This window comes from Aeromonas sp. QDB25 (genome assembly GCF_027707725.1).
In the GTDB taxonomy this organism is placed as follows: Bacteria; Pseudomonadota; Gammaproteobacteria; order Enterobacterales; family Aeromonadaceae; genus Aeromonas; species Aeromonas caviae.
In genome coordinates this window covers 15,692-32,560 of record NZ_JAPCIZ010000004.1, presented here as the reverse complement: position 1 = coordinate 32,560, position 16,869 = coordinate 15,692, and the positions used below count along the sequence as shown (strand labels likewise).

22 protein-coding genes are annotated in these 16,869 nt (G+C 61.1%); 12 read left to right on the top strand and 10 right to left on the bottom strand.

Annotated elements, in window-relative coordinates; genetic code table 11:
• Positions 1-11 precede the first annotated feature (11 nt).
• The 6 genes from PG883_RS02310 (at position 12) to PG883_RS02285 (ending at position 6,579) form a co-directional block, all read left to right on the top strand.
• A complete protein-coding gene (locus PG883_RS02310) occupies positions 12-788 on the top strand; it encodes a DUF4311 domain-containing protein (RefSeq protein ID WP_270806924.1) in 777 nt (258 codons plus the stop codon).
• A gap of 11 nt (positions 789-799) precedes the next feature.
• On the top strand, positions 800-1,450 hold the full coding sequence (locus PG883_RS02305; RefSeq protein ID WP_039040480.1) for a DUF4310 family protein: 651 nt from the start codon (positions 800-802) through the stop codon (positions 1,448-1,450).
• Between the two features lie 142 nt (positions 1,451-1,592).
• Positions 1,593-2,732: an amidohydrolase/deacetylase family metallohydrolase gene (locus PG883_RS02300; RefSeq protein WP_270806923.1), complete on the top strand. Its 1,140-nt coding sequence runs from the start codon at positions 1,593-1,595 to the stop codon at positions 2,730-2,732.
• Complete coding sequence (locus PG883_RS02295) at positions 2,716-3,831, top strand: DgaE family pyridoxal phosphate-dependent ammonia lyase (protein ID WP_103858761.1); 1,116 nt, start codon at positions 2,716-2,718, stop codon at positions 3,829-3,831. The genes PG883_RS02300 and PG883_RS02295 overlap by 17 nt, the downstream gene beginning before the upstream one ends.
• A complete protein-coding gene (gene dagF / locus PG883_RS02290) occupies positions 3,831-4,571 on the top strand; it encodes a 2-dehydro-3-deoxy-phosphogluconate aldolase (RefSeq protein ID WP_041211846.1) in 741 nt (246 codons plus the stop codon). Before PG883_RS02295 ends, dagF begins: the two co-directional genes overlap by 1 nt.
• Before the next feature lie 103 nt (positions 4,572-4,674).
• Positions 4,675-6,579, top strand: a complete 1,905-nt coding sequence (locus PG883_RS02285; RefSeq protein ID WP_103858762.1) for a BglG family transcription antiterminator — start codon at positions 4,675-4,677, stop codon at positions 6,577-6,579.
• A gap of 15 nt (positions 6,580-6,594) precedes the next feature.
• On the opposite strand, the gene npr is transcribed toward PG883_RS02285, so the two are convergent.
• The 10 genes from npr to PG883_RS02235 form a co-directional block, all read right to left on the bottom strand.
• Positions 6,595-6,867: a PTS phosphocarrier protein NPr gene (gene npr, locus PG883_RS02280; RefSeq protein ID WP_010675868.1), complete on the bottom strand. Its 273-nt coding sequence runs from the start codon at positions 6,865-6,867 to the stop codon at positions 6,595-6,597.
• A gap of 20 nt (positions 6,868-6,887) precedes the next feature.
• Positions 6,888-7,754 carry an RNase adapter RapZ gene (rapZ, locus tag PG883_RS02275; RefSeq protein WP_010675869.1) on the bottom strand — a complete coding sequence of 289 codons (867 nt, stop codon included), beginning with the start codon at positions 7,752-7,754 and terminating at the stop codon, positions 6,888-6,890.
• Positions 7,755-7,794: 40 nt separating this feature from the next.
• Entirely contained in the window at positions 7,795-8,241 is a 447-nt protein-coding gene (gene ptsN / locus PG883_RS02270) for a PTS IIA-like nitrogen regulatory protein PtsN (RefSeq protein ID WP_103858763.1), read from the bottom strand.
• Between the two features lie 2 nt (positions 8,242-8,243).
• Positions 8,244-8,531: a ribosome hibernation promoting factor gene (hpf, locus tag PG883_RS02265; protein WP_005305957.1), complete on the bottom strand. Its 288-nt coding sequence runs from the start codon at positions 8,529-8,531 to the stop codon at positions 8,244-8,246.
• 20 nt (positions 8,532-8,551) lie between these two features.
• Positions 8,552-9,991: an RNA polymerase factor sigma-54 gene (locus PG883_RS02260; protein WP_039040474.1), complete on the bottom strand. Its 1,440-nt coding sequence runs from the start codon at positions 9,989-9,991 to the stop codon at positions 8,552-8,554.
• A 66-nt stretch (positions 9,992-10,057) separates the two neighbouring features.
• The gene (gene lptB / locus PG883_RS02255) at positions 10,058-10,783 is read right to left on the bottom strand and encodes an LPS export ABC transporter ATP-binding protein (protein WP_010675872.1); all 726 of its coding nucleotides are present in this window, start codon (positions 10,781-10,783) and stop codon (positions 10,058-10,060) included.
• Positions 10,784-10,795: 12 nt separating this feature from the next.
• Positions 10,796-11,314 (bottom strand): lipopolysaccharide transport periplasmic protein LptA, encoded by a 519-nt coding sequence (gene lptA / locus PG883_RS02250; RefSeq protein ID WP_010675873.1) that lies wholly within the window; start codon positions 11,312-11,314, stop codon positions 10,796-10,798.
• A complete protein-coding gene (gene lptC, locus PG883_RS02245) occupies positions 11,301-11,861 on the bottom strand; it encodes an LPS export ABC transporter periplasmic protein LptC (RefSeq protein ID WP_039040473.1) in 561 nt (186 codons plus the stop codon). Before lptC ends, lptA begins: the two co-directional genes overlap by 14 nt.
• The gene (gene kdsC / locus PG883_RS02240; RefSeq protein ID WP_103858764.1) at positions 11,858-12,412 is read right to left on the bottom strand and encodes a 3-deoxy-manno-octulosonate-8-phosphatase KdsC; all 555 of its coding nucleotides are present in this window, start codon (positions 12,410-12,412) and stop codon (positions 11,858-11,860) included. Before kdsC ends, lptC begins: the two co-directional genes overlap by 4 nt.
• On the bottom strand, positions 12,412-13,407 hold the full coding sequence (locus PG883_RS02235) for a KpsF/GutQ family sugar-phosphate isomerase (protein WP_029314845.1): 996 nt from the start codon (positions 13,405-13,407) through the stop codon (positions 12,412-12,414). Before PG883_RS02235 ends, kdsC begins: the two co-directional genes overlap by 1 nt.
• Before the next feature lie 206 nt (positions 13,408-13,613).
• On the opposite strand from PG883_RS02235, the gene mlaF reads away from it, so the two are divergent.
• The 6 genes from mlaF to ibaG are packed head-to-tail and all read left to right on the top strand — an operon-like array spanning position 13,614 to position 16,859.
• Complete coding sequence (gene mlaF / locus PG883_RS02230) at positions 13,614-14,414, top strand: phospholipid ABC transporter ATP-binding protein MlaF (protein ID WP_069785529.1); 801 nt, start codon at positions 13,614-13,616, stop codon at positions 14,412-14,414.
• Positions 14,414-15,193 carry a lipid asymmetry maintenance ABC transporter permease subunit MlaE gene (mlaE, locus tag PG883_RS02225; protein WP_010675878.1) on the top strand — a complete coding sequence of 260 codons (780 nt, stop codon included), beginning with the start codon at positions 14,414-14,416 and terminating at the stop codon, positions 15,191-15,193. Before mlaF ends, mlaE begins: the two co-directional genes overlap by 1 nt.
• Before the next feature lie 7 nt (positions 15,194-15,200).
• Positions 15,201-15,698, top strand: coding sequence for an outer membrane lipid asymmetry maintenance protein MlaD (mlaD, locus tag PG883_RS02220; protein ID WP_010675879.1), 498 nt, complete (start codon positions 15,201-15,203; stop codon positions 15,696-15,698).
• Positions 15,699-15,700: 2 nt separating this feature from the next.
• Positions 15,701-16,333 carry a phospholipid-binding protein MlaC gene (gene mlaC / locus PG883_RS02215; RefSeq protein ID WP_039040470.1) on the top strand — a complete coding sequence of 211 codons (633 nt, stop codon included), beginning with the start codon at positions 15,701-15,703 and terminating at the stop codon, positions 16,331-16,333.
• A complete protein-coding gene (locus tag PG883_RS02210) occupies positions 16,330-16,602 on the top strand; it encodes an STAS domain-containing protein (RefSeq protein WP_010675881.1) in 273 nt (90 codons plus the stop codon). Before mlaC ends, PG883_RS02210 begins: the two co-directional genes overlap by 4 nt.
• Positions 16,602-16,859, top strand: coding sequence for a BolA family iron metabolism protein IbaG (gene ibaG / locus PG883_RS02205; RefSeq protein WP_010675882.1), 258 nt, complete (start codon positions 16,602-16,604; stop codon positions 16,857-16,859). The genes PG883_RS02210 and ibaG overlap by 1 nt, the downstream gene beginning before the upstream one ends.
• Positions 16,860-16,869: the final 10 nt, after the last annotated feature.

The following is a 16,869-nucleotide window of genomic DNA, read 5'->3' as shown; positions in this document are numbered from 1 at the left end:
GGACAAGTTGGATGTTTCTAATCATTTTGATGAAGTCACTCATCATCGGCGGCCTGGTAGGCGTCGGGGTGGGGGCTGGCGCGGCGCGGATGTTCCACGCCCCGACCGTGCAGGGGATGGGCGCGTTCCGCACCCTGGGCGAACTCAACTCCTGCGAAGGGGACCCCGCCTCCCACTTCTCGTTCGGTCTTGGCTTCTTCTTCAACGCCTGGGCCTCCACGGTCGCGGCTGGCGCCTTCACTCAGGACGTGGATCACCGCATCCTGCCGAACTGGGGCGCGGCAGCCCTCATGATCAAGAACCGGGATCTCGCCACCACCCTCCATGACCCCAAAAAAATGGCCATCGCCTGCAGCATCATTGGTGCCATCGTGGTCGCCTTCCTCAACAGCACGGCCGCCGCCGTGCCAGCCGCCCTGCAGGTCACCGCGGTCAAGGTGTTGGTGCCCGCCGCCAACCTGCTGGTCAACACCGTCATGCCGGTGATCTTCTGGCTGGCCGCCATTGAGGCAGGCAAGAAGTCCGGCTTCTGGGCCACCATCTTCGGCGGTCTGGCCCAGCTCATCATGGGCAACGCGGTACCGGGCCTGGTGCTTGGCATCCTGATCGGCAAGGGGGTGGAGGAGAGCGGCTGGAACCACGTCACCAAGGTGATGATGAGTGCCATCGTCCTGTTGTTCGTGCTGAGCGGCTTCTTCCGCGGCTTTGACATGAAACTCATTGAATCCTTCCACCTGGGCGTTCCCCTGTGGCTGGAAAACGTCCATAACCTCATGAGCGGCAAATAAGGAAGCACACCATGGATGAGAAACTGAGAAACAACTTCTGGTATGCCGACTGGTCCTTCCCCATCTTTGTCGGTCTGCTCTCTTCCGGCGTCTTCGCCGGTACCCACATGTTCTACCTCTACGGGGTCGGCGCCTTCAACGAGGTGGCCTTCGTTGCCATGCTAAAGGCCGGTATGGACACGGGGGCCTATGGTGCAGTCGCCGCCTTCGGTGCCAGCTTCCTGTTCGCCCGCATCATCGAGGGCTCCCTGGTGGGCATCCTCGACATCGGCGGCGCCATCCAGACCGGAGTCGGCCTCGGGGTGCCCGCCCTGCTGCTGGGGGCCGGCATCGTCTATCCGGTGGAAAACTTCACCGCTTCCCTGATCACCGGCATGGGGATTGGGATGGCCATCGGCTACGTGATCATCCTGGCGCGCAAGTTCACCATCAACCAGAGCAACTCCACCTACGGGGCGGACGTCATGATGGGGGCTGGCAACAGCTCGGGCCGCTTCCTCGGTCCCCTCATCATCCTCTCCGCCATGGGCGCCTCCATTCCCATCGGGATAGGCTCCCTGCTGGGTGCCCTGCTGTTTTACATCTGGGAGAAGCCCATCACGGGCGGCGCCATTCTGGGGGCCATGCTGTTCGGGACCGTCTTCCCCATCGCCCTGGCTTAATCCAAGGCCGTCTCTTGGGCGGCATTCAAGAACCTGTTTGCGCTCTGTCGCGAGAGGTCGTCAGCAAGGTGAAGAGCAACACATGAGCCTTGGAAGCGCCCTCGCAGTAAGAGCGCAAGCAGGTTACAAGAGGGATATCAGCATGTACGACACGATCATCAGGGCGGGACGCCTGGGAAACGGGCAGCTCGTCGACGTCGCCATCAAGCATGGCAAGATAGCGGCGCTGGGTTCACTGCCAGAGAGCACGGAGGCGAAGCAAACCCTCACTCTGGACGGGCAGGTCCATGTGAGCGCCGGCTGGATTGACAGCCACACCCACTGCTACCCCGCCTCCCCCCTCTATCACGATGAGCCGGACAAGGTGGGGGTGGCGTCCGGCGTCACCACCGTCATCGACGCCGGCAGTACCGGGGCCGACGACGTGGACGACTTCCAGCGTCTCGCCGCCGGCTGCAAGACCCGGGTGCACGCCCTGCTCAACATCTCCCGCATCGGCCTGCTGCGCCAGAACGAGCTGGCGGATCCGGCAGACATCGATCCCGCCCTCGCCCAGGCGGCCATCCGGCGCCATCCCGGCTTCATCGTCGGCATCAAGGCACGCATGAGCGGCAGCGTGGTGGGTGAGAACGGTCTGCACCCCCTGCGCATGGCCAAGCAGATCCAGCAGGCCAATGGCAACCTGCCACTGATGGTGCACGTGGGCAACACGCCGCCGGATCTGGACGAGATCGTCGCCCTGCTGGGGGAGGGCGATCTGCTGACCCACTGCTTCAACGGCAAGCCCAACCGCATCCTGACCCCGGCGGGTGAACTGCGCCAGGCGGTGCGCGAGGCGATGCGGCGGGGACTCTTGCTCGACATCGGCCACGGTGGCGCCAGCTTCAGCTTCGAAGTGGCGGAGCTGGCCATTGCCCAGGGCATCCTGCCCCACACCATCAGTTCAGACATCTACTGCAAGAACCGCATCAAGGGGCCCGTCTACAGCCTTGCCCACGTGATGTCGAAGTTCTTCGCCATCGGCATGACCCTGGAGCAGGTGCTCGCCTGCGTCACTCACCAGGCCGCCGATGCCCTGCGCCTGCCCGGCAAGGGGCGACTCGAGGTGGGCGCCGATGCAGACATCACCCTGTTCGAGGTGAGCTGCGGCCCCACTCTCTTTACCGATACCGAGGCCGGCACCCGCAACGGTGACCGGCAACTGCTCCCTCTCGCCGCCCTGGTGGGCGGCGAACTGGTTCTGACTCACTACGGGAAATCACACCATGCCTTCTGTGTATGAGAAATACCGGCTCAAACCGGTGATCAACGCCTCCGGGCGCATGACCATCCTCGGCGTCTCCACCCCCGAGCAGGAGGTGGTCGATGCGGTCAACTTCGGCCTCGGCCACTACTTCGAGGTGAAGGATCTGGTCAACAAGACCGGCACCTACCTGGCCGAACTGCTGGGTGTTGAAGATGTGGTAGTGGTCTCCTGCGCCAGCGCCGGCATCGCCCAGTCGGTGGCCGCCGTGATCGTGCGCGGCGACCCCTATCGCCTCGAGCAGTTGCATGCTCATGCCCACGACGTGCCGAGCGACATCGTGCTGCCCAAGGGCCACAACGTGAACTTTGGTGCCCCCGTCGGCACCATGGTCAACCTGGGGGGCGGCAGGGTGGTGGAGGCAGGCTACGCCAACGAGTGCTCACCCGCTCAGCTGGCCGCCGCCATCAATGCCAATACCGCCGCCATCCTCTACATCAAGTCCCACCACTGCGTGCAGAAGAGCATTCTGTCGGTGGCCGAGGCGGCCGAGGTGGCCAAGGCCCACGGGATCCCGCTCATCGTCGATGCAGCGGCCGAAGAGGATCTGCGTCTCTACTACAACCAGGGTGCAGATCTGGTCATCTACAGCGGCGCCAAGGCCATCGAAGGGCCCACCAGCGGCCTGGTGCTCGGCAGGCGTCAGTATGTTGAGTGGGTCAAGCAGCAGGCGGGCGGCATCGGCCGTGCCATGAAGGTGGGCAAGGAGGGGATCCTCGGCCTGACCCACGCCATCGAGCGCTACCTGGCCAAAGAGAAGGAGAGCGGCACCGCCATGGTCGCCAAGATGACCCCCTTCATCGAGCGCCTCAACCAGCTGCCCGGCGTCACCGCCAAGGTGGTGTGGGACAGCGCGGGGCGCGACATCGCCCGCACCGACATCGCCTTCGACCATGAGCGCCTCGGCATGACCACGGTCCAGGTGGTCTCCCGTCTGCAACAGGGTACCCCCGCCATCTACTGCCGCGGCTACAAGGCCAACGAGGGGCACATCGAGATAGATGTGCGCAGCGTCACCCTGCCCCAGCTCGACCAGATCCACTCCGCCATTGCCCACCTCGTTCAGGAGAACAACTGATGTCTCTTACCCCCAATTACTACCGCGATCGGGTCTGCCTCAACGTGCTGGCAGGTTCCAAAGAGAATGCCGTCGACATTTATGAGGCCGCCGAGGGCCACGTCCTGGTCGGTGTGCTCTCCAAGAACTACCCGGACATCCCCTCTGCCGTCGCCGACATGCAGGCCTACGCCAAACTTATCGACAACGCCCTCTCCATCGGGCTGGGAGCAGGTGATCCGCGCCAGTCCGCCATGGTGGCCGAGCTGGCCCGCCAGTTGCAGCCTCAGCATGTCAATCAGGTGTTCACCGGGGTCGGGGCCAGCCGGGCGCTGCTCGGTCAAGCTGACACCCTCATCAATGGCCTTGTCTCCCCCACCGGCACGCCGGGGATGGTGAAGATCTCCACCGGCCCCCTCAGCGCGCAGCAGGCTGACGGCATCGTCCCCATCGATACCGCCATTGCCCTGCTCAAGGACATGGGCGGCAGCTCGGTCAAATTCTTCCCCATGGGGGGACTCGCCTGCCGCGCCGAGTATCAGGCAGTGGCCGAGGCCTGTGCCCGACACGGCTTCTGGCTGGAGCCCACCGGCGGCATCGATCTTGAGAACTTCGAGGAGATAGTGCGGATCGCGCTGGAGGCAGGAGTCGAGAAGGTGATCCCCCATGTCTACAGCTCCATCATCGACAGCGAGAGCAGCCAGACCCGGCCGGAGGATGTGCGTACCCTCCTCGCCATGGTGAAGGCACTGCTGGCATAGCAACCCCACAGGCACCGGTCCGATCACTGGGCGGTGCCTGGCTTGTTAATGACCCCCTTGTTAACATCGACCCACCATGCGCGACAGGAGTCCTCACCCCCTCATGACCAAGCTGCCCCACCCCAGACTCCAGCAACTGCTCGCCCTGCTTCACGCCGAGCCTCTGCCACAGGAGGAGCTGGCCCGCCGTCTCAATGTTTCCACCCGCACGGTGCGTACCGACGTGGCGACCCTGAACGAGCTCATTGCCACCCGGGGCGCCCACCTGATCCATCAGCGGGGCAGCGGTTACCAGCTCAAGATCTACAATCAGGGACTGTTCGATGCGCTGCTGGCCGCCCAGGGGCAGGAGAGCCCTCTGCCTCGCACCAGCCGCGAGCGGGTGCTGCACCTCCAGGTCTTGCTGCTGACGGCGGAACAGGGGATCAAACTCGACGAGCTGGCGGACACTTGGTATCTAAGCCGGGCGGCTTTACAAGGGGACATGACGGAGGTGCGGGAGCGGCTCGCCCACTTCGGGCTCACCATCGACAGCAAACCCAGGGTGGGGATGCGCATTGCGGGAAGCGAGATGGCGATCCGCGCCTGCCTCACCCAACTGCTCTGCCAGGAGCTGCTGCACCAGCATCCGCTCCAGAGCCTGTTGCCCACCCTCTGCCCCAGCAAGACGCTGGAGGTAGTGGGCAACCACATTCACGAGCAACTCGGTCGCCATCAGCTGCGCCTGGCCGACGAGAGCCTGCAGCAAGTCACCGTCTACTGTGCCGTCGCCCTGCTTCGCCAGGCGTCTGGTCACGAGTTGCGCCAGTTTGCCAGCGACGACATCACCCCGCCCCTGGCAGTGGTGGCCCGCGACATCTATGCCGAGCTGCCGACCCTGACTTCACCGGGGCAGGAAGAGATCGCCTGTCTCGCCATCCAGATCCAGGCTCGCCTCACTGCAGAGACGCCCCTGCTCAGCCCGGCCATGGCGGCCGAGAGCGAGCAGCTGACGGCGCACCTGCTGGGTTACATCCACCAGCACTACCCCTATGACCTGCGCGGCGACCCGCAATTGCGAGCCGACCTGCAGACCCACATCGGCGCCATGCTGCTGCGGGTCAAATACCAGATTGGTAGCCACAATCCCCTGGCGGACCACATCAAGCAGTATTACCCCCTCGCCTACGACATCACCCTGGCGGCCATCTCTGAGTGGATCAGGCAGACCCCCTACCGATTGACCCACCACGAGATCGGCTACCTGGTGATCCACATCGGAGTCGGCCTGGAGCGCCACTACGACATCGGTTACACCCGGCGCCCCCAGGCGCTGCTGCTGTGCGATGCGGGCAACGCCACCTTCCGGGTGCTGGAAGCACGCATCCGGCGGGAATACCCCCAACTGCAGCTGACCACGCTGGAGTCGGTGCGGGACTATGAGGGACTGGTGCGAGTCGAGCAGGATTTCGTCATCAGCACCCTCAAGGTGAGCGAGAAGAATGCTCCCGTGGTACAGGTCTCCCCCTTCCCGACCCAATACCAGCTGGAGCAGCTCGGCAAGCTGGTGCTCGTCGATCGCACCCGTCCCTATCTGCTCGACAAGTATTTCGATGCCGACCACTTCATGGTGCTTGATGAACCCATCAGCCAGGGGATGCTGTTTGATCGCATCTGCAGCCAGCTTGAGGCGGAGGATCTGGTGCAGAGCGGATTCCGGGGATCCTTGCAGGAGCGGGAGCGGATCGTCTCCACCCTGCTGGGGGACGGCATCGCTCTGCCCCACTCCCTCGGCCTGCTGGCGCGCCGCACCCTGGTCTATACCGTGCTGGCCCCCCAGGGGATCGATTGGGGAAACGGCGAGAGCGCTACCCTCATCTTCGTGCTGGCCATCGCCAAGGCGGATTATGAGGAAGCCATGGGACTTTATGATCTGTTTCTGGCACTGATGAACGAAAAAGCCAGCAGAAGTCTGCTGGCTTGTCGGGATTTTGCCGCTTTCAAGGCGCTGGCTCGCAGCGCACCTTGAGCACGCCGAGGCGTATTACTCCTCATTGAAGCCCGAGGTGAACAGCGCCACCACGGCGGCCAGGGCCTCCACCTCTTCGGGGCCCTCCACCTGCACCTCCACCTGTTTGCCCTGGGCGGAGTCCAACATCAGCAGGCCGATCACGCTGTCCGCGTCGGCCTCGACTCCCTCTTCGTTGCGCAGCAGCACGTGGGCATCGAACCCCTGCACCAGCTCGAACAGCATCATGGCCGGTCGGGCGTGAATGCCTAACTTGTTTTTGACTTCTACCGAGGCGGAAACGGTCATCTGAGCATCCTGTGGATCTGTCAGGCGGGGTTTGAACGCTTGTCCAACGTGCGATGGCGGATCTGCACGTTCTTGCCAAGCAACCGGAATGCGCTGGCCAGCCGCTCGGCGATGAACACCGAGCGGTGTTGTCCGCCGGTACAGCCAATCCCGACGGTCACATAGCTGCGATTGTTGCGCTCCAGGTGGGGCAACCAGGTCCCCAGCATATTCTCGATCTGCTGGATGAACAGCATGACATCCGGCTGGCTGGAGAGGTAGTTGGCCACGGGCTCATCCTTTCCGGTGAAGGGCTTGAGCTCCGGGATCCAGTGCGGGTTGGGCAGGAAACGGGCGTCGAACACGAAGTCCGCATCCTTGGGAATGCCGTACTTGAAACCGAACGACTCGAACACCAGCACCAGCTCGTTCTCTTTCTTGCCGAGCACCCGGGTTTTGATGAGCTCGCTGAGATCGTGGATGCTGAGGTTGGTGGTGTCGATGCGCAGGTCGGCGGTCGAGGAGAGTGGTGCCAGCAGGTGGGTCTCTTCCCGGATCGCCTCGTCCAGCGAAAGCTTGTTGCGGGACAGAGGGTGCAGACGGCGGCTCTCACCGTAGCGTTTGAGCAGGGTCGCGTTGTCCGCATCGAAGAAGAAGCTCGAAAACTTGACTCGCCCCTCGTTGCGCACCTGGCTCAGCAGGTTCTCCAGCCTGTCTGCCTGGGCAGGCAGGTTGCGCACATCGATGCTGACCGCCAGCTTGTCATACTGGCTCTCCACCGACACGATCAACTGGGGCAGCAGGTTGACCGGCAGGTTGTCCACGCAGTAGTACCCGAGATCCTCGAGCACCCTCAGGGCCACCGTCTTGCCGGAGCCCGAACGACCGCTTACTACTATTAACTGCATCTTGTCCCCTCACGCCAACGTGGCTGTGTCAGACCCGGCCTCAGGCCGACGTCATGATCTGATAGAGTTCTTCGTCGCTGGTCGCCTGGCGCAACTGGCGGCAGACGGCCTTGTCAGCCAGTTTGGATGCCATCAGGGAAAGAGTCTTGAGGTGCTGCTTGCACTCGCTTTCCGGCACCAGCAATGCAAAGAGCAGGTCAACCGGTTGATTGTCGATAGAATCGAAAGGGATGGGCTCGGAGAAGGTCATCAACACGGCGGTCGGCGCGAAGGCGTCGTCAATCCGGCCGTGGGGGATGGCGATACCGGCTCCGATCCCGGTACTGCCCATCTTTTCTCGCGCCAGCAGGCTTTCAAACAGGACCTGGCGGGAAGCGCCGAGGCGCTCTGCGGCCAGTTCACTGATGATCTCGAGCGCGCGTTTCTTGCTGGTACAAGGGACCGCACTCTTGGTGCAGTCCCGACTCAGTATGTGTTCAAGTTGCATAGTTATTTTTGATTTAACTTATCTTTGTGCTTGATGATCTGCCGATCCAGTTTATCCAGCAGGGTATCAATCGCCGCATACATGTCGGCATGCTGCGAATTGGCGAACACCTCTCCCCCGCTGACATGCAGCTTGGCTTCGGCGATCTGGTTCAGTTTTTCGACGCTCAACACCACGTGTACGTTGTTGATATGGTCAAAGTGACGCTCGAGTTTGGCAAATTTGTTGTTCACATAATCACGCAGAGCTTCGGTAATCTCGACATGGTGTCCGGTCAGGTTAATTTGCATAACGTCTTCCTTTTGTTTGCCTAAACCAGGCGTTTGCGCTGATTGGATGGCGGGATCAACAAGGATTCACGGTACTTTGCGATCGTGCGTCTCGCCACCATAATACCCTGTTCGGCCAGCAAATCCGCGATCTTGCTATCACTAAGCGGCTTGGCGGGGTTTTCCGCCGTCACCAGCTTCTTGATCAGGGCGCGAATAGCGGTCGATGAGCACTCTCCTCCTCCCTCCGTATTGACGTGACTGGAGAAAAAAAACTTCAGTTCAAAAATGCCGCGGGGCGTATGCATGTACTTCTGGGTCGTGACCCGTGAAATGGTCGACTCATGCATCTCCACCGCTTCCGCGATGTCGTTGAGTACCATGGGTTTCATGGCCTCTTCGCCGTACTCGAAAAAGCCCTGCTGCTGCTCGACGATGCAGCTGGCCACCTTGAGCAGGGTGTCGTTACGACTCTCCAGGCTCTTGATGAACCACTTGGCCTCCTGCAAATGAGAACGGATGAACTGGGTATCCGTGCTGCTGCGAGCATTGCGCGCCATGGCCGCATAGGCCTCGTTGACACGGATGCGCGGAGCAGAGTCCGGATTGAGTTCAACCACCCACTTGCTGCCCTTCTTGACCACGGACACATCCGGGATCACGTACTGGGATTCACTCTGGATGATGCCGTTGCCGGGTCTGGGCTCCAGTTGCTGGATAAGATCCAGTACCTCCTTGAGATCGCTCTCCTTGAGGCGGGTCTTGCGAGCCAGAGTGCGGTAGTCGCGATTGCCGAGCAGGTCCATGTGTTCGCGGATCACCTCTCTGGCTTCGTCGAGCCAGGGCAGGTCCGGCGAATACTGGCCGAGCTGGATCAGCAGACACTCTTGCACCGAACGGGCGGCGATGCCGACCGGATCGAAATGCTGCACCCGCTTGAGCACGGCTTCGATCTCATCCAGTTCGACTTCTACCTCCTCGCTGCTGACTGCAGCCTGAATATCCTCGAGGGTGGCAGTCAGATACCCGGATTCGTCGATGGCATCGATGATGGCAAGGGCGATGGCCGCATCCACATCACTGAACGGGGTGAGCCGCATCTGCCACAGCAGGTAGTCTTGCAGGTTCTCGGTGGTCTCCCCCTGATAGACGCTGTCTTCCCCGTCATGGATGGGGCCTGCGCTCTGGGCCGTACCGGCCGAGTAGACCTCGTCCCAGGTGGTGTCCACCGGCAGTTCATCCGGCATGCTCTCCTGGGCCATGGCATCGCTGGAGTCGAGTTGACTGGCGTCCTGTGTCTCTGTCTGACTGGTTTCCTGCGCCTCGTTCTCCTCTTGCTCCAGCAAGGGGTTGTTGTCGAGCGCTTGCTGAATTTCCTGCTGGAGTTCCAGGGTGGAGAGCTGGAGCAGACGAATCGCTTGTTGTAATTGTGGCGTCATGGTCAGGGACTGACCGAGACGCAACTGTAATGTCGGCTTCATCTACGTCGGGATATCCTTATGTTCAGCGAGGCAGCCACCTAACAAAAAATGAGGGGTGCCCCCTTACTATAGACTGAATTGATCGCCCAAATAGACGCGCTTGACCTGCTCATCGGCGAGGATATCGGCCGGCGCGCCCTCGGCAATCATCTTGCCGTGGCTGACGATGTAGGCCTTCTCGCACACATCCAGCGTCTCTCTGACGTTGTGGTCCGTAATCAGCACACCCAACCCGCGTTCTTTCAGATGCTGGATGATCTTTTTGATATCGATGACTGAAATAGGATCAACACCTGCGAAAGGCTCATCGAGCAGAATGAATCTCGGCTCTGCCGCCAGCGCCCGGGCGATTTCCACCCGGCGCCGCTCCCCACCCGAGAGGCTCTGGCCCAGGCTGTCGCGGATATGGGTGATATTGAACTCTTCCAGCAACTGTTCGACCTTATCCTCCCGCTCTTCGCGGCTCAACCCCTTGCGGGTCTGCATGACCCCCATCAAGTTGTCGAACACCGACAGGCGCCGGAAGATGGAGGCCTCCTGAGGTAGATAGCCGATGCCATTGCGGGCACGGATATGCATGGGCTGCAGGCTGATGTCCTGCTCGTCGATGGTGATGAGGCCGGCATCTCGCTGCACCAGGCCCACGATCATGTAGAAGGAGGTCGTCTTGCCCGCGCCATTCGGGCCGAGCAGGCCCACGATCTGGCCCGTACCCACCTCCAGGCTCACATCGCTGACCACCATGCGGCGCTTGTAGCTCTTTTGCAGACCCGTTGCTTTTAACACTGCCATGGCTGTTGTTTCCTACTTCTTCTGATCGGCGGGTTTGTCGAAGTTCTCCACCTGATCCGGCAGGAACACCGTCTTGACGCGCTGGGTGGGCCCCTTGCTCTCGGCAATCATCTTCTGCTTGACGATGTCGTAGCGAATGAGATCGCCGGTCACCTGGCTGTCTTCCTGCTTGAGCTGGCCGTTGCCGGTGATGGTCACCAGCCGGTTCTTAAGCTCGTAGCGGATGCTGTTGCCATGGGCATTGACCGGTTTGCCGTTGTCCAGCACCTGGAAGAAGGTGGCTGGGTTGCCATACGCGGTCATCACCTCGGCGCCCTTGTCGCCGGAGCGGATCACCACCACCTTGTCGGCCTTAATCTTGATGGTGCCCTGGGTGATGATGACATCCTCGCTGAAGGTGATGCGGTTGTCCTGCATCTCGGCCACCTGCTTGACCGCATCCACATAGACCTTCTCGGCAAAGTCGGACTCTTTGGCATTCAGGGAACCGCACAGCAACAGGGCCGTGAGGGCCAGATTAACGTTTTTCATTGAAATAAGTGGCATGGCCTTTATCCAGTAACTCGAAATATTTACGTTCCAGGTGACCCTTGAGGCCAACGCCCTCGGTCTGGAACTCCTGGCCCACAATGCTGATGTGCTGGTTGCTTCTCATCCCCTGCGTCACCAGATCCAGCTCCAGATAGGAGGTATCCAGCGTGGAGATGAAGGAAGCGGGCAGCAGACCGTCCAGATGCACCTTGTCACGGAGGATCACATTGTCATCGGTGTTGAGCACCCCGGTTTCGGCCGTCAGCTTCCATTCGGCCGCGCCCTTGTCATCGAACATGTAGACCACCGGCTTGGTGAAAGTGGCCTGCTCGAGTACCTGGTAGTACTCCGCATATTCGGATTCCAGCCGCTCGGTGCGCTTGCCCTGCTCGTTGAAGCGGGTCGTCACCAACTCTCTGGCGGTGAAGTCCGGTTGAAAATTTTCCGTCTTGGTGGTCGGCTCGGGGACCAGCTCGATCTCCCCCAGCTGCCAGGCCGCCAGCGCAGCCAGAAACAGCAGGCCGAACAGCACAGTCTGTTTGTTCATCGCGACGCCTCGGGTTGATAGTCAGCCAATCCCTGGGCCTGCAAGATCAGGTCGCACACCTCGCGCACGGCCCCGACGCCACCGCCAAGCCGCGTCACCAGATCCGCCTTCGCCAGCACAAGCGGATGAGCGTCGGCAACGGCGATACCCAGGCCGCAAGCCTGCATCACCGGCAGATCGATGGTGTCATCTCCCATATAGGCGGCTTGCGATGCATCCAGCCCGAGCTTGGTCAGCAAGGCCTCGAAGTGGGGCAGCTTTTTGTCTGCACCCTGCACCAGGTGCTGGACTCCCAGACTCTGCATGCGATCGCTGACGATGCGGGAGGTTCGCCCCGTGATGATGGCAATCTCGATGCCCGCATTGAGCAGGGCACGCATGCCGGCACCGTCACGGGTGCAGAAGGTCTTCAGCTCTTCGCCGTTATTGCCCATATAGATGAAGCCGTTGGAGAGCACCCCATCCACATCGCACACCAGCAGGCGGATCTGCGCCGCCTTCTCGTACTGGCTGCGCGTCACCGGACCATAGAGGGTCGGTACGTCTTGCATCAAATTACTCCGGCTTTCAGCAGGTCATGCATGTTGAAGGCACCCAGCGGGTGTCTCTCCCCATCCACGACCAACAACCCGTTGATTTTCCTGGTTTCCATCAGCTTGACGGCCTCGGCCGCCATCATCTCAGGCCCTACGGTAACACAGTTCACCGTCATGACGCGGCTGATGGGGGTGTGATGGATATCCACCTGCAGGTCCAGAATGCGGCGCAGGTCACCATCGGTGAACAGACCGGCAAGCAGCCCTTGATCGTCCACCACCGCCGTCATGCCGAGCCCCTTGCGGCTCACTTCCAGCAGCGCCTGGCTGATGGTGGCATCTATCCCCACCTTGGGCAACAGCTCGCCGCTGTGCATCAGATCGCCCACTCGCAACAGCAACCGCTTGCCGAGGGACCCGCCCGGGTGCGACAGCGCAAAGTCATCGGCGGTGAAGCCACGGGCCTCCAGCAGGGCCACGGCCAGCGCGTCCCCCATCACCAGGGTGGCGGTAGTGCTGGATGTCGGGGCCAGACCGAGGGGGCAGGCCTCTTTCTCCACCTTGATGCACAGGTGCACGTTGGCCTCTTTCGCCATGGTGGAAGCAGGATTGCCTGTCATGCAGATGAGTGGAATGCCGCGGCGCTTGAGCACCGGCAGCAGAGCCAGGATCTCGTCGCTCTCGCCGGAGTTGGAAATGGCGATGATGAGATCCCCGGCTGAGATCATGCCGAGATCCCCGTGGCTGGCCTCGCCCGGGTGCAGGAAGAAGGCGGGCGTTCCCGTGCTGGCCAGGGTCGCGGCAATCTTGTTGCCGATATGACCCGACTTGCCCATGCCGGTCACCACTATCTTGCCGCCACAGCGCAGCACCATCTCGCAGGCGCGCTCGAACGCCTCGTCAAGGTACTGGTAGAGTCCATCAATGGCTTGTTTTTCTATGTCCAGCACCGCTCGGGCGCTGCGACGGAAATCGAACAATTCAGACACTTTTTCAGGCTTTACAGACATAAAGGCACAGCTCCGGGCCGAAATTTGCTGCGGGATTATAAAAAAGTCTGCCGAGATAAGCGAATCGGATGCGGAATGGGCGGTCATTGACGCAGGTTGTTACATAAAACTGTCGCGTACTTGGGGGGGAAACCCGCTCAATAGTTGTTCCTCGCTGTTGCTTAGACCTAGACTAGCCCATAAAATTCGCTCTTCATTTATACCGGATGGACAATTGTTTGAACGATGACCTGATCACCATCTCCGACCTGACCTTCAGTCACGGGGATCGGCTGCTGTACGACAGGATCAACCTGACCATTCCCCGTGGCAAGGTCACCGCCGTCATGGGTCCGAGCGGGATCGGCAAGACCACCTTGCTGCGCCTGATCGGGGGCCAGCTCAAGCCTGAGTCCGGTCAGATCCTGTTTGACGGGGAAGACGTTCCCACGCTCTCCCGTTCACGCCTGTATGAAGTGCGTAAACGGATGAGCATGCTGTTCCAGAGTGGCGCATTGTTCACCGGCATGACCGTCTTCGACAACGTGGCCTTCCCGCTGCGGGAGCACTCCGGCCTGCCGGAAGAGCTGATCCGCACCATCGTCATGATGAAACTGCAGGCTGTCGGTCTGCGCGGGGCGGCCAAGCTGATGCCGTCCGAGCTCTCCGGTGGCATGGCGCGTCGCGCGGCCCTGGCGAGATCCATCGCGCTGGATCCGGATCTCATCATGTATGACGAGCCCTTCGTGGGGCAGGACCCCATCACCATGGCGGTGCTGGTGAAGCTCATCAAGGAGCTCAACGATGCCCTCGGCATCACCTCCGTCATCGTCACCCACGACGTGAAGGAGGTGCTGAGCATCGCCGACTACGCCTACATCATCGCCAACCGCAAGGTAGTGGCACACGGCACACCGGAGCAGCTGCGCGAGGAGCACAATCCCGAAGTCGAGCAGTTCCTCAAGGGATTGCCCGACGGTCCTGTTCCGTTTCATTTTCCGGCAGGTGACCTGCTACAGGATCTGTGATGTTGACAAGTCAGATAAGCAAGCTGGGCCGCAGCGGTGTGCGTTTCATCAACGCCGTCGGGCGGGCAACCATCATGCTGTTTCATGCACTGGCAGGACGACCCCAGCCACGCAAGCACTTCCCGCTGCTGGTGCAGCAACTGTATGTGGTGGGAGTGCAATCCGTCGCCATCATACTGGTGTCCGGCCTCTTCATCGGCATGGTGCTCTCCCTGCAGGGTTACAACGTATTGAAGGATTTCGGCGCAGAGCAGAGCCTGGGGCCTCTGGTTTCCCTCTCCCTGCTCCGTGAGCTGGGCCCTGTGGTCACCGCCCTGCTGTTCGCCGGTCGTGCGGGCTCCGCCCTCACCGCCGAGATCGGTCTGATGAAGGCCACCGAGCAGCTCTCCAGCCTGGAGATGATGGCGGTCGATCCGCTGCGTCGGGTCGTGGCGCCCCGCTTCTGGGCCGGGGTCATCAGCATGCCGCTGCTGGCCTTCATGTTCAGTCTGATCGGCATCTTTGGCGGCAAGCTGGTTGGTGTCGACTGGCTGGGGGTGGACGAAGGCAGTTTCTGGTCCGCCATGCAGGCCTCCGTCGACTGGCAGGACGACATCATGCAGGGCGCCATCAAGAGCCTGATCTTCGCCCTGGTGGTGACCTGGATAGCGCTCTTCAACGGCTATGATGCCAAACCGACCTCGGCCGGGATCAGTCAGGCGACCACCCGTACCGTGGTTCACTCATCCCTGGCCGTGCTCGGTCTGGATTTTATACTCACCGCAGTCATGTTTGGATAAGGGAAAGATGAAGTTCAGCAAAGTAGAATTTCTGGTTGGCGCCTTCATGCTGGCTGGCATCGCGGCCATTCTGGCATTGGCACTGCAAGTGGCGGGATTGAGTTTCAAACCGGAAGGAGAAACCTATACCCTGCGCGCCCATTTCGATAATATCGGCGGCCTGAAAGTACGCTCGCCGGTCAAGGTCGGCGGCGTCGTCGTCGGTCGTGTCAGCGACATCACCCTGGATCCCAAGAGCCAGGTCCCCATCGTTTCCCTGCAGATGCAGAAGAGTGCCGGCGAGTTCTCCGAGACCAGCACCCTCTCCATCCTGACCTCTGGCCTGCTCGGTGAGCAGTACATCGGTCTGGCACCGGGGTTCAGCGATGAGGAGATGGGCACCAGCATGCTCAAGGATGGCGACATGATCGAAGACACCAAGTCCGCCATCGTGCTGGAAGATCTGATTGGCAAGTTCCTCTACAGCCAGTCCTCCCCGGCCAACACACCCGCAACCAAGGAGTAACCATGTTCAAGAAGATCGCCCTGATGCTGGGTCTGATGACCAGCATGCTGTTCTCCCTCGTCGCCCGTGCGGATGTCAACACTTCGGACCCCTATGCCCTCGTGGATCAGGCCGCCCAGCAGACCTTTGCCCGCCTGAAAGCCGATCAGGCCCAGGTGAAGAGCAACCCCGATCACCTGCGCGTCATCATCCGCGAGGAGCTGCTGCCCTACGTGGACAACCGCTTCGCCGCCTACAAGGTGCTCGGCAACCAGATCAAACAGACGACCCCTGCCCAGCGTGACGCCTTTGTGGACGTCTTCACCGAGTACATGGTGAGCTCCTACGCCGACGCCCTGGCACACTTTGACAAGCAGACCGTCAAGGTCCAGCCCGGCAAAGCCGCCGAGAGCAACATCACCGCCGTCAACGTCAGCGTGAAAGAGGCCGGCAAGCCGGACATCTTCCTCGAATTCAAGCTGCGCAAGAACAACAAGACCGGCGAGTGGAAAGCCTTCGACATGGTTGCCGAAGGGATCAGCCTGCTCTCCGCCAAGCAGAACGAACTGGGTGGCCTCATTCGCCAGAACGGCATCGATGCGGTGATCGCCCAGCTGCGTGAACACAATGCCAAGCCGCTGGTGATCAAGTCATGATCCTGAGCGGTGACTTGCAGGCCCCGCAGGTCAACGATCTGTGGCAACGCCGCGCCGACTGGTGGCAGGACGACCGGCTCGAACTCGGTGCCGTCACTACCCTGGATTCCGCCGGCCTTGCCCTGCTGGTCAAGTGGGCCAAGGCGGCACTGGCACGGGGTGCCACTCCGACACTGGTGGGTGCCTCCAACGATTTCCATACGCTGGCCAACCTCTACGGGGTGGCCAGCCTCTTTCATTCAACCCCGCTCACAACTGAGGACTCATAATGCAAGTCTCTGAAATTGAAGCGATACTCCTCGAGGCTTTGCCATTGTCCGAAGTCCATGTCAAAGGGGACGGCAGTCACTACCAGGTGATCGCCGTCGGCGACATGTTTGACGGCATGAGCCGGGTCAAGAAACAACAGGCCATCTATGCCCCGCTGATGGACAAGATCGCCACCAACGAGATCCACGCTCTCTCCATCAAGGCCTATACCGACGCCGAGTGGAAACGCGAGCGTAAATTCCAGCTGCCCTCCTGATTTGGTAAAG